A 12,175-nucleotide genomic window follows, 5' to 3' on the forward strand; every position below is an offset into this window, starting at 1 on the left:
CAATGGCACTAACGGCAACGGCAGCGGCAGCGGCACCGGCGGCAACGGCACCGCCGCCGGCACCGAGGCGCCGTCGGCCGACGTCGATGCGGCAGAGGCCGACGAATCCACGGTGCTGCGCCGGGACGTGGGCGGGGCATGAGCAGACGGCCCACCGGCGCCGGAAGCCGCGCCTCCACCCGGGCAGCGGCGCGCAGCACCGCGCGAGCGCTGAAGGCCACCGCGGACAAATCGGCGGGTTTGCTCTCCGAGGCCACGGCGCTGCTCCGCGAGGCACTTGACCCGCTACTGGTGCGCTGCCGCACGCTGTTCGCGAAGTACCTGGCCCCGGCCGGACGCGTCGTCTCTCCGCTGGGCTTTGTCGTCGCCGGGACCGCCGCGCTGCTCTGGCTGCTCGGGGTCGTGTTCGGGTGGCAGGAAGCCCTGCTCGGGGCGTTTATGGCAACACTGCTGCTACTGGTGGCGGTGGGCTTCATCATCGGCCGGTCCGATTTCCGCATCACCCTGGAGCTTAATCGCACCCGGGTGGCGGTAGGGGACCGCGCGGTCGGTGCCATGGAGGTGCTTAACCCCACGGCCCGCACCTCGTTGACGACGCTGATGGAACTGTCCGTGGGCGCCGCGGTGGCGACCTTCCGCGTGCCGCGGCTGGGCCCCGGGGAGCAGCATGAGGACCTGTTCACCATCCCCACCCGCCGCCGGGCCGTGCTGAGTGTTGGTCCGGTGCGTTCGGTGCGCCAAGACCCCTTTGGACTGCTGCGCCGCCAGGTCCGCTGGACCGAGCGCTACGAGTTGTTTGTCCACCCCAAGACCACCGCGCTGCACGGCTCCTCCGCCGGTTTCATCCGCGATCTGGAGGGCATGACCACCCGCGATCTGTCCAATTCCGATGTCTCCTTTCACGCGCTGCGTGGTTACGTCGCGGGAGATGACCGCCGGCACATCCACTGGAAGTCCTCCGCGCGCACCAGCGAGCTGATGGTGCGCCAGTTCGAGGAGACCCGGCGCTCCCACCTGGCCATCGCGCTCTCGGCGAACCTCGGCGAATACGGGGACCCGGCCACGGGGCCCGATGACTTTGAGTTGGCGCTCTCCGCCGCGGCCTCCATCGGCCTGCAGGCCGTCACCGACCAGCGCAAGCTCTCGGTGCTGGCGCAGACCGGGCCGGTGCGCACCGACACCGGACGGAACATGCTCGATTCGCTGACCCGGCTGCAGGCACGCACGCTGCCCCGCCACGACGTCGCGGACCTGGTCCGCACCACCATCGAGACGGTGCCCGGGGCCTCGGTGGTCTTCATCCTCACCGGTGCCACCACCACCGCCCGGCAATTGCGCGAGGCGTCGATGCACGTGCCCTTCGGGGTGCGCGCCATCGCCATCCGCGCCGGGCACGGGCTGCGCGCCACCCGCGCCGACATCGGCGAATTAACGGTTTTGAGTCTGGGCAGCCTCGACGAGCTCGCTCTGCTGCTGCGCAGGGCAGCAGCATGAGCGCGCTCAGCGGTACGAGCACCCTGAAGTCCAAATTGCCGATGTGGCGCTACGGGCTGGACGCCGCTTGTCTGGGCCTGGCCCTCTTTCTGGGCGCGCTGGGCCTGGCCGACGCGTACGGCACCAGCGCCCACTTCCTGCTGGCCAGCCTCGGCGGCATCATCGCCGGACTGGCTCTGGCCTGGGCACACGTGTATTTCCGGCTGCAGGCCTTCAAAACGATGGCGCTGTTCGCCGGGCTCTACCTGCTGTTGGGCACCGTCCTGGCCACCCCGCGCGAGGCGCTCTTCGGGTTCATCCCGACCTTCGAATCGCTGCGGGTGCTGCTGGCCGGGGTGGTGTTCTCCTGGAAGGATATGCTCACCGTTGCGGCGCCCGTGGGCTCCTACGGCGGGGTGCTGATTGTCGCGTTCGCCTCCACCTTGCTCACCGGGCTGCTGGCCGGACTCACCGCGTGGCGGCTGCGCGCGCCGTACTGGACACTGCTGCCGCTGCTGGCCATGTTTGTTGTCGGGATCGCCTTCGGCACCCGCGACGTGCCGCTGCCGGTGCTGCGCGGTGGAGCGTTTATGGCGGTGCTGGTCGGCTGGCTGGCCTGGCGCCGTTACATCGGCAGCCTGGTTGCCGACGGCTTCCGCTCGCTGAACCACGCCGAGGAGGATGTGCGCGGGGTGCGCGACGGGTTGATCCGGCGGGTGGCCGTTGGCGCCGTGGTGCTGCTGGCAGCCAGCGGCATCACAGCCGCCGCGGCCCCGCTCATTAGCCCGTCGACCCCGCGGCAGGTGCTCCGCGATGCCGTCGAGCCCCCGGTTGATCTCTATACCTACCCCAGTCCGCTGACCAACTTCCGCAAATACACCAAAACCATGGCCGAGCAGACCCTGCTCACCGTCACGGGCCTGCCCGAGGGCGAACGCGTGCGGTTGGCAGCGCTGGATTCCTACAACGGGATGGTGTTTAACGTTGACCCGAAGTCCGGGGGCAACTTCGCCCCGGTGGGTGACTCCGCGGACATTCGCGGCTCCGAATCGTCGGCAGCGCGCACCGCCGGGGAACTGGAGATCGGCATCGGCGACTATGCCGGGGTGTGGCTGCCCGGTGGTGGCCGGCTCGCCGGAGTGCGCGTCGAGGATCAGGGCCGCGAGCAACTGGCTCGTTCACTGTTCTATTCCGATGAGGCGGAAACCGCGCTGAGCTCAATCGGGTTGCAACGCGGGGATAGCTACACCGCGGCGGTGCAATTCCCCGTGCGGGCGACCGATGCGGAACTGGAAAAAGCCGACTTTGCGCAGCTGCGCATGCCGGAGTTGGCCAACGTGCCGCCGGTGGCAGCGGCCAAGTCGGTCCAATACGTCGGCTCCGCGCGCACCGCGTTGGAGCGGGCGCGCAGTCTGGAATCCGCGCTGAAGACCAGCGGGTTCCTCTCCAGCGGCTCCGAGGGGCAGGTGCCATCCCTCTCCGGACACGGAGCCGGGCGCATCACCAGCCTGCTCGAGGCGGAGGACCCGATCGGCGACGACGAGCAGTACGCGGTCGCGATGGCGCTGATGGCCCGCGAACAGGGCATGCCCGCCCGCGTGGTCATGGGCTTCTACCCGGAAAAATACAACCCTGCCGCGGCCGTGGAGCTGAAGGGTACCGACGTGCACGCCTGGGTTGAGATCGCCTTCGAGTCGATCGGGTGGGTGACCTTCGACCCGAGCCCGGACGACGACGAGCAGCCCACCCCGCCGGAGCAGGAACCCCGCGCGGTGCCGCAGCCGCAGGTGCTCCAGCCGCCACCGCCCGAGCAGCAGGACGCCGAGCTGCCGCCGGAGACCGCACCGGAGCCGCAGGAGGTCCAGCAGGAGGAACCGGGCTTCTGGGAAACCTGGGGCGCGCTGGTCATCGGCGTCGGCATCGGCCTCGGTTCTCTGTTGCTGCTTGCCTCTCCATTCCTGCTGATCCTGTGGCTCAAGCTCCGGCGTCGCCGGCGCCGTGCCACCGTGGGCAGCACCGGGGCGCGGATCAGCGCCGGCTGGCAGGAAGTACTTAGCCAGGGCACCGACTACGGGATCATCGCCCGCGGCGGGGTCACCCGCCGGGAGCATGCCGGCACCCTGGCCGCCGGCTTCCCCACGCTCGGTACGCTCCCGCTGGAGCTGGCCGCGCGGGCAGATCAAGCCACGTTCTCCACCGGCGTTATGGGCGAGGACGAGGCGGATCGCTACTGGCGCGACGTTGAAGCCCAGTCGGCGAAGATGGGTGCGGCGACGAGCTTCTGGCGTCGCCAACGGGCCAGATTCTCCGTCCGTTCGCTGCTGCATGACTGGTTGGGAGCGATCTCCGCGCGCGGGGCGGGAACCGGCGCCGGGCCGCTGGGCGTGCGACTGGGCGGGCGACTGGGCGGGCGACTGGGCGGGCCGCTGGTTCGGCGTCGTTCTGGTGCACGGCCGCGCACCCTCGGTAAGGTACACGCAATGGAAACGAAGGAGTAACCGGTGGCCGGAACCATGAATACGGTTGATGCCTCGGCAGGAAAACGACTCGGCGCGTGGTTGTTAGATACCGCCCCGCTCGCGATCCTGTCTGCCATTTTCCTTTCGGTGCTCGGACCGCAGCTGCTCCAGGAATCGATCACACCGGGGACCCCGATGCAGGTCGCGCTGAGCGGCGCGCTGTTTACCCTGCTGACTCTGGGATACACGGGGTTCCTCTGGTGGTGGGAGGCGAGCGCGGGCAAGACCCTCGGGAACGTTTTGCTGAAGTTGCGCACCACCGCCATGGACGGGACCGTGCCCGGTTGGACCCCGGTGATCCAGCGTCGGTTGCTCATCGTCTTGGCCGGGATCGTCCCCATTGCCGGCCCGGTGCTGGTGGTGGTCTCCAACCTGTTCGACCCGCAGGACAAGCGCCAGGGCTGGCATGACAAGGCCGCCGGCACGCTGGTGCTGGACATCGATGCCGGATATGACCCGCTGGGCACCGGCGGGCTCGCCGGCCAGCAGGCCTTTGCCCCCTCCGCGGATCCGGCCGCATCGGACACCGCATCCGGGGCACCAGCGCAGAGTTTTCCGCGCAGCAACGGGGTCATTACCTCGGTGCCCGGCGCGTCGCATGCGCCGGGCACCGGAGCCGGAGCGACACCAGGGCACTCTCCGGAAGCCGCGCCGGAAGCCGCGCCGGAACCGATTTTCGATGCCGATGCCGCTCCCACCGCCGCTCCCACCGCCACTCCCGTGCCCGAGGCCCACCCGGACGATGCCTTCACCCACACCCGCCTGCGCGTGGAAACGCGCACCGTCACCCGCCTGATCTTCGACGACGGGCAGGTCCACGAGCTGGAACACAGCCTGTTGATCGGCAGGAACCCGTCCGCCGCCTCCGACGTGGATGACACGGATGACACGGAACTCTTGCGGCTCGGCGACGGTGGCCGTTCGGTGTCCAAGACCCACCTACTGGTCCAACCCAGCAGCTCCGGCATCTGGGTCACCGATCGCAACTCCACCAACGGATCCCGGGTCATCGATGCCGCCGGCACCGAGCGCGACCTGCTGCCCGGCCAGCCGAGCCCCGCCGCGGCGGGGGACACGGTCTACCTGGGCGAACGCCACTTCACGGTGGAGCGCACATGAACCGGGAGACAGAAGGCATCGAGGTGAGCATCCGCCACGGTCAGGGTACGGACCGCGGGCTCAAACGCGAGATCAACGAGGATTCGTTATTCGTCTCCGATGGACTCTTCGCGGTTGCCGACGGAATGGGTGGTCACGCGGCCGGCGAGGTGGCCAGCCACCTCTGCGTCGAGACACTGGCTACTGGCTACCGCAAGGCCGCCGGTCGGCTGGACGCCGAGGCGATCAACACACTGCTGCGCACCGCCGGCGAGGCCATTGCCGCCAGTGCGCCCCGCGGGGCGGGCACCACCGTCAGCGGCGCAGCAGTCATCAAGCGGGACTCGTCCCTACACTGGCTGGTGTTTAACGTCGGAGACTCGCGCACCTACCGGCTTTCCAACGGCCTGCTGGAGCAGGTCACCGTCGACCATTCCGAGGTGCAGCAATTGGTCGAACGCGGCGTCATCGGCACCGAGCAGATGGCCACCCATCCGCGCCGGCACGTCATTACCCGCGCGCTGAGCGCCGGCGGCGACAGCCGCGTGGACTTCTGGCTGCTGCCGATCCAGCCCGGTGACCGCCTGCTGATCTGCTCCGACGGGCTGAGCACCGAGCTCGCGGATGAGTCGTTGCGCGATATCATCACCAGGTTTCCCGATCCGCAGCAGGCCGCCGACGAGCTCATCGCCGCGGCTCTGAGTCGGGGTGGGCGCGATAACATCTCAGTGGTCATCGTCGATGCGGTGGGCCGGGACGTCGAGGAGATGATCGACACCGTGCCACGCTCGATCAGGCCGGCCAAAAACTCGAAAACTCAGTCGATCGCCGTTGTCAGCGGTGCAATGACTCCAATGGAGGAACAATCATGAACGCACTGCGCTACCTTCCCGGTGACTGGTTCGCCCTGGTCAGCCCCCAACACGTCATCTTGTTGCCCGGCACCACCGCCGTGACGGAGGTGTCCGCGCTCTGGGAACGGCTTCACGACGCGGCCACCGTCGAGTCGCTGCTCACCGAGATCCTTACCGCAGCCCAGATGAAGATCAGCTCGATGCCGCCCTTCGCGATTGTGTCGCGCGATGCCGCACCGCACGTCGTGGTGCGCGGCGAGGTCAGCGTCGCCACCAACAACGGCTCTGAGCAGGCCCGTGGCCGCGACGTGGCCACCTGGCTGGAGCGCCGATTCGGCCCCGCCGATCAGTGGGACGTGAGCGTCGGAGCCGCGGACGAAGGCCACTGGTTGCCCATCGCCGAAGGCATCGTGCGGGTCTCCGGGCTGCGCCAAGGAGGTGACCCCGAAGGAATGACACCCCGGAGCGATGCATCAATCGTCGCCGAAGCCGATGCCGATGCCGATGCCGATGCCGATGCTCAAGCTGCGACCGACACGGCCACGGCAACCCCGGCCACGGTGGCTCCGCCATCCTCGGCAACCCCGACCACGGTGGCTCCGGCAACCCCGACCACGGCGTCAATCGAGGCCGACGTCGAAACCAGAACCGATGCTGAACCTGAGGCGGCCACGGAGCATCCGGCCACCGGTATGGAGCCCACAGCTGTAGGTGTGGAAACCGAAACCAAGATCGACGCCGCACCGGAAAAGGTCGAACTCGCCACCGCTGCGGAAGCAGAAACTGCAGCGGAAGTGAAAACTGAACCGGCCACGGAAGCACGCGCAACCGCCGAGCCGGACACTCAGGAAACGGCGGGGCAGCTGCCGGAGGACAACACGGAAATCAAGCCTGATCACGGCGGAGATTCGCTGGACCGGTCACAAGTATCGCTGGCCAGCGAGCTGCTCGGCCGCCGCGATGACACCGTTGGCGGCCACGTGGCACCCATCGCTTCGAGCGGGCCCGCAGCATCCCTCAAGGAGGAGATCGACGATGAGCTCGAGGACGACATTGACGACTCCGACACCATTCTGACTCCCCGAGGGCGGCGGGCCTCCACCCAGGACGCGAAGATGGTACCGGCCGCACCAGCCCAGATTCCTGCGCCAGCCCCGAATGCCGCGCCCGCGCAAGTTCCTGGCCTGATCAGTGGGATGCCGTGGATGCGCGACGCCGCCAAGGAAGCGCCGCCCGTCCCACCGAAGCCGGCCGGCCAAGGGGCGCAGCAAGCTGCGGACATCGACGACGATGAGGAAGGACATACCATCCTGCGCGGCGGCCTGCCCGCAGCTAAACCCGCATGGAAGCTTTCCGTGGACCCTGCCGGCCAGCGTTCCGGTGACCCTGCCGGGGAGCCCGGCCAAGGATCCGGCGAAGAGCCCACCGAGGAGCTCGACGCGGGGCTGTCCGTGAGCGGGCGCAACACCACCTCGAGTGCGCGTGCCTTGGTCCTGGCCCGAAGCTGCAATAACGGGCACATCAACCCGCCGACGGCCGCGAACTGCAAGAAATGCGGGTCCACGCTGCGCGGCGCGGCACACCAGATGCCGCGTCCGCCGCTCGGGAAGATGATCATCGCCGACGGACCCGAGGGACGCGAAACCGTCCACGAGCTGACCCGCTCGGTGCTGCTGGGGCGCCAGCCATCGGCAGACGGATTGAATTTTGACCCGGCCCCGCAGCTGGTGCAAGTGCAGAGCCCAAGTAGCGACATCTCGCGGAACCACCTGCAGGTGCGCATCGATGGCTGGCACGTCGAACTCGTTGACATGGGTGCCACCAATGGGTCGATGCTGCTGAGGGCTGGTCACTCGCCACGCCGGCTGGCCAGGAACGAAGCGGTGCTGCTGCTTTCCGGCGACGTCGCGGACCTGGGCGACGGAGTTAGCGTGCGCTTCGAGGAGCTGCCGTGAGCCCACGCCCGGCAGCGCCCGCTCCGCACATCGAGGGGTTCACCTTCCTGCAGCCCCTGGGCTCCGGAGGGTTCTCCGACGTGTACCTGTACCAACAGGCGCGGCCGCACCGTAAGGTGGCGGTCAAGGTTTTGACGGCCGACGTGACACTGCCCGACGCGCGCCGTCGCTTCGAGGACGAAGCGAACCTCATGGCGCAGCTATCGGGCCACCCCTACATCGTCACGATCTACCAGGCGGAGATCACCGCTGACTCTCGCTCCTACCTGGCCATGGAGTACTGCTCGCGCCCGGGGCTGGATGCACGCTACCGGCGTGCCAAGCTGGGGGTCGACGAGGCGCTGACGCTGGGGATCCAGCTCGGTTCGGCGGTCGAGACGGCGCACCGGGCGGGCATCATCCACCGCGATATCAAGCCGGCCAACGTGCTGACCACCGACTACAACCGGCCCGCGCTGACCGACTTCGGCATCTCCGGGACCGCCGGCACCGAGGTCGCAGGACTCTCCATCCCATGGTCTGCACCGGAGGCCTTTGCGGGCGGGAACCCGCAGGGGGTGCGCATGGACGTGTACTCGCTCGGCGCGACCATCTACACCGCGCTGGCCGGACACTCGCCGTTCGTGCGGCGAGGGGGCGATAATTCGCAGGCCCAGCTGATCGACCGCATTACGAACTCGCCGCTTGAACCCCTGGCCCGGCCGGATGTCCCGGCATCGCTTAATCAGGCTCTGGCGGTGGCCATGGCCAAGTCGCCGACCTCCCGCTTCGGCTCGGCCGCCGAATTGGCGCGGGCGTTCCAACGCATTCAGGGTGAACTCGGCCTGGCGGTCACGCCCTTCGAAGTGCTGGGGGATCCCGCCTCAGATCACGGCGGCGTCGAGGCAGGCGGCGAGGCTACCCGGGTGCGCAGCGTGCGATCCATCGATCACGCGCAGCTGAGCAGCTCCCCACGTCTCTTCACGACCCCGGGGCAACGCCCGGAAGCGGGCTCTGCCTCCAGCTCTGCCGCGAACCCCGCCGCTGCGTACACCCCAAACCCCTCGGCCCAGCACGCCGCGCACGCAGTGCCGGGTTCGACTCCGGAGGTCATTGGCACACCGTCGCTCATCTCCCGTCCGGATCAGGGCCTGGGCGGAATCGGAGCAAGCGAACCGGTAGCCGAATCCTCACCGCGCGGTTTCCCGAAGGCCCTACTCGCCGCCGGCATCACACTGGTGTTAATCGTTGTTGGCGCCGTATGGGTCAATCTGTCCAACCCGGAAAAACCCAAGGTGCAAACCAGCTCGCCCATCGAATCGCCCGCTATTAACCCGGCCGATCCGCTAATCGGGGGCACCGTTGCACCCGTGCAGGGCTTCAAACACCGCACGATGGGCCAGCAGGTCACCTTCAGCTGGAAAAACCCGAAGCCGGTTGATGGGGATTTCTACCGCTGGGCTACCATCACCGCCACCAGTACCGGCACGGTTCAGAAGAGCACCACGAGCAGCGCCACGGCTCCACTGCGCTCTGCCGGGCCGACCTGCATTGAAGTCAAGTTGGTGCGCGCCACCGGTGCGGTATCGGACCCGGCACGCTACTGCACGGAGGACTGAGATGGCTGATCATGTGCATGTTGAATACTGCGGCGAGTGGTTCGACGTGGCCGAGGACAAGGTCTTCACCATCGGCCGCGAAGGCGATCTTGCGGTGGATGAGAACCGTTACCTGCATCGCAGTTTCCTCACCGTGGCGCGGCACGACGGGATCTGGTGGCTGTCCAACATCGGCAGTCGGCTCACCGCGACGATCTCCGATCAGACCGGCGGGCTGCAGGCCTGGCTCGCGCCCGGCTCCCGGCTGCCACTGGTGTTCGCCAAAACCTTGGTGGTTTTTACCGCCGGGTCCATCACCTATGAGCTCTCGCTGCATGTGGCCCAGCCAGCATTCCGGCAGGAGCCGGTGGATCAGGATCCCGACGGGGCCGCCACCATCGGACCGGTGCTGCTCACCGAGGCGCAGCGCGCGCTGGTTGTCGCCCTTGCGGAGCCGATGCTGCGCCGCGACGGGACCGGCCTGAGCGCCATCCCGTCCAGTGCCGAGGCGGCGGCGCGGCTGGGCTGGAAAATCACGCGGTTCAACCGCAAGCTCGACAACGTCTGCGACAAGCTGGATAAGGCCGGCATCGAGGGGTTACGTGGCGGCATCGGACGACTGGCCTCCAACCGCAAGGCCCGTCTGGTGGAACACGCGGTCAGCTCGCATCTGGTCACCCGGGCGGATCTGGTGCTACTGGAGGGCCCCGTCGCCGACGACAGCTGAGTGTCGACGACGGTGGCGCCGGGGGCATAGCTGCGCCCGGCCCGCCGAGGCCGGGGCCTTAGCTGCGCCCGACCTTCCAGGGCAACGAATGGCCGGAGAGCTCACGGCGTCGGCGAATGCGACCACCGCGTGTTTCGGTTTCGGCCGGGGCTGTGGTTGTAGCTCCCTGGCTGGCCAGTGCGGAAAAGACCGCGGAGAGAACCGCGATCTCCTCGGCGGTGGGCTGACCGGCGGTAATCGAAATGCCCACCGGTGCCTCGGTGGCGGCCGTGAACTCTGCAGAAGTACTCACAGCGGCATGTTCCCGTGCTTCTTGGCCGGCAACGCGGCGTGCTTATCCTTGGTGGCCCGCAGTCCCAGCACAATCTGCCGACGCGTCTCGGCCGGGGCGATGACCGCGTCAACGTAGCCCAGCTCGGCTGCCTGGTACGGGTTAAGTAATTCGGCCTCGTAGCCTTCGATGATGGCCGTGCGTCGTGCCTCCACGTCGCCACCCTCGGCGGCAACGGCGGCAAGATCGCGGCGGTAGAGAATGTTGACCGCGCCCTGGGCTCCCATGACGCCGATCTGCGCGGTGGGCCAGGCCAGGTTGATGTCGGCGCCCAGCTTCTTCGAGCCCATCACGATGTAGGCTCCGCCGTAGGCCTTGCGGGTGATGACCGTCAGCTTTGGCACGGTGGCCTCGGCGTAGGCGTACAACAGCTTGGCGCCGCGGCGAATGATGCCAGCGAACTCCTGATCCTTGCCCGGCAAGAAGCCCGGGACATCCACCAGGGTGAGGATCGGAATGTTGAAGGCATCGCAATTGCGGACAAAGCGTGCTGCCTTTTCGCTGGCATTGATGTCTAGCGTGCCGGCAAACTGCATCGGCTGGTTGGCGACGATGCCGATGGTGGAGCCCTCAACGCGGGCGTAGCCAATCATCACGTTCGGCGCGTAGAGCGACTGCATTTCCAGGAAGATGCCGTCATCCACGATGTGCTCGATGACCTTGCGCATGTCATAGGGCTGGTTGGCCGAATCCGGAATGAGTTTATCGAGCTCGAGGTCCTCGGCTGTCAGCTCCAGCTCTTCGTCGAACTCCACGCGTGGGGCATCGGAGATGTTGTTGGAGGGCAAAAACTCCAGCAGTTCCTTGCAGAACTCGATCGCGTCGGATTCATCGGTGGCCAGGTAGGTGGCGGTACCGGTGTTGGCGTTGTGCTGGCGGGCCCCGCCGAGGGTCTCCATGTCCACGTCTTCGCCGGTGACGGTCTTGATCACGTCGGGGCCGGTGATGAACATGTGGCTGGTCTTATCAACCATGATCACGTAGTCGGTCAGGGCGGGGGAGTAGGCGGCGCCGCCGGCGCTCGGGCCCATGATCAGCGAGATCTGTGGGACAACACCCGAGGCGTGAACATTGTTGCGGAAAATATCGGCGAACATCGCCAGCGAGGCGACGCCCTCCTGAATGCGGGCGCCGCCGCCATCGAGGATGCCGACGACGGGGCAACCATTGCGCAGCGCAAATTCCTGGACTTTCACGATCTTCTCGCCGTTGACCTGGGAGAGCGAGCCGCCGTACACGGTGAAATCCTGGGCGTAGACGGCGACGGGGCGTGAATCGACGGTGCCGTAGCCCGAGACCAGACCATCACCCAGTGGGCGCTTCTTCTCCATCCCGAAGGCGGTGCTGCGGTGCACGGCCAGGGCATCAAACTCAACGAAGGAGCCTTCATCAAGCAGCATGTCGATGCGTTCGCGGGCCGTGTGCTTGCCCCGAGCGTGCTGCTTCTCGATGGCCTCGGTGCCCGAGGGCGCCTGGGCGGCCGCCTCGCGGCGACGGAACTCGGCGATCTTGCCGGCCGTGGTCGACAGGTCGATCGAATCCGTGGTGTCGGCGATGCGGCTCTGGGTCATCCCATGGCTCCCTTGAAGTAGATAAATAGTAGGAAAGGCACAAAAACAATGCCACCTTGGCCAGTCTAGT

Annotated in this window: 9 protein-coding genes; 7 read left to right on the forward strand and 2 right to left on the reverse strand. The window is 67.4% G+C overall.

The genetic code is table 11. The features are described from left to right. The first annotated feature begins 138 nt into the window (after nt 1-138). The 7 genes from HED64_RS12400 to HED64_RS12430 are packed head-to-tail and all read left to right on the forward strand — an operon-like array spanning nt 139 to nt 10,203. A complete protein-coding gene (locus HED64_RS12400; protein ID WP_168152295.1) occupies nt 139-1,494 on the forward strand; it encodes a DUF58 domain-containing protein in 1,356 nt (451 codons plus the stop codon). Next, nucleotides 1,491-3,971: a transglutaminaseTgpA domain-containing protein gene (locus HED64_RS12405; RefSeq protein WP_168152296.1), complete on the forward strand. Its 2,481-nt coding sequence runs from the start codon at nt 1,491-1,493 to the stop codon at nt 3,969-3,971. The genes HED64_RS12400 and HED64_RS12405 overlap by 4 nt, the downstream gene beginning before the upstream one ends. 3 nt (nt 3,972-3,974) lie before the next feature. Next, nucleotides 3,975-5,111, forward strand: a complete 1,137-nt coding sequence (locus HED64_RS12410) for an RDD family protein (protein WP_168152297.1) — start codon at nt 3,975-3,977, stop codon at nt 5,109-5,111. Continuing rightward, nucleotides 5,108-5,962 (forward strand): PP2C family protein-serine/threonine phosphatase, encoded by an 855-nt coding sequence (locus HED64_RS12415; protein ID WP_168152298.1) that lies wholly within the window; start codon nt 5,108-5,110, stop codon nt 5,960-5,962. The genes HED64_RS12410 and HED64_RS12415 overlap by 4 nt, the downstream gene beginning before the upstream one ends. Further along, nucleotides 5,959-7,899 carry an FHA domain-containing protein gene (locus HED64_RS12420; RefSeq protein WP_168152299.1) on the forward strand — a complete coding sequence of 647 codons (1,941 nt, stop codon included), beginning with the start codon at nt 5,959-5,961 and terminating at the stop codon, nt 7,897-7,899. Before HED64_RS12415 ends, HED64_RS12420 begins: the two co-directional genes overlap by 4 nt. Further along, entirely contained in the window at nt 7,896-9,497 is a 1,602-nt protein-coding gene (locus tag HED64_RS12425; RefSeq protein WP_168152300.1) for a serine/threonine-protein kinase, read from the forward strand. The genes HED64_RS12420 and HED64_RS12425 overlap by 4 nt, the downstream gene beginning before the upstream one ends. A 1-nt stretch (nt 9,498) precedes the next feature. Then, on the forward strand, nt 9,499-10,203 hold the full coding sequence (locus HED64_RS12430) for a hypothetical protein (RefSeq protein WP_168152301.1): 705 nt from the start codon (nt 9,499-9,501) through the stop codon (nt 10,201-10,203). Nucleotides 10,204-10,261: 58 nt separating this feature from the next. Here HED64_RS12430 and HED64_RS19895 read toward each other — a convergent pair whose 3' ends face one another. Continuing rightward, a complete protein-coding gene (locus HED64_RS19895; protein WP_168152302.1) occupies nt 10,262-10,495 on the reverse strand; it encodes an acyl-CoA carboxylase epsilon subunit in 234 nt (77 codons plus the stop codon). Further along, nucleotides 10,492-12,105, reverse strand: a complete 1,614-nt coding sequence (locus tag HED64_RS12440; protein ID WP_168152303.1) for an acyl-CoA carboxylase subunit beta — start codon at nt 12,103-12,105, stop codon at nt 10,492-10,494. Before HED64_RS12440 ends, HED64_RS19895 begins: the two co-directional genes overlap by 4 nt. Nucleotides 12,106-12,175: the final 70 nt, after the last annotated feature.

This window comes from Paeniglutamicibacter terrestris, assembly GCF_012271785.1.
GTDB lineage: Bacteria > Actinomycetota > Actinomycetes > Actinomycetales > Micrococcaceae > Paeniglutamicibacter > Paeniglutamicibacter terrestris.

Excerpts from the sequence above, each read along its gene's own strand:
- HED64_RS12405 (WP_168152296.1), top strand. The coding sequence starts at position 1,491 with ATGAGCGCGCTCAGCGGTACGAGCACCCTGAAGTCCAAATTGCCGATG.
- HED64_RS12415 (WP_168152298.1), top strand. The coding sequence starts at position 5,108 with ATGAACCGGGAGACAGAAGGCATCGAGGTGAGCATCCGCCACGGTCAG.
- HED64_RS12440 (WP_168152303.1), bottom strand. The coding sequence starts at position 12,105 with ATGACCCAGAGCCGCATCGCCGACACCACGGATTCGATCGACCTGTCG.
- HED64_RS12420 (WP_168152299.1), top strand. The coding sequence starts at position 5,959 with ATGAACGCACTGCGCTACCTTCCCGGTGACTGGTTCGCCCTGGTCAGC.
- HED64_RS12400 (WP_168152295.1), top strand. The coding sequence starts at position 139 with ATGAGCAGACGGCCCACCGGCGCCGGAAGCCGCGCCTCCACCCGGGCA.
- HED64_RS12430 (WP_168152301.1), top strand. The coding sequence starts at position 9,499 with ATGGCTGATCATGTGCATGTTGAATACTGCGGCGAGTGGTTCGACGTG.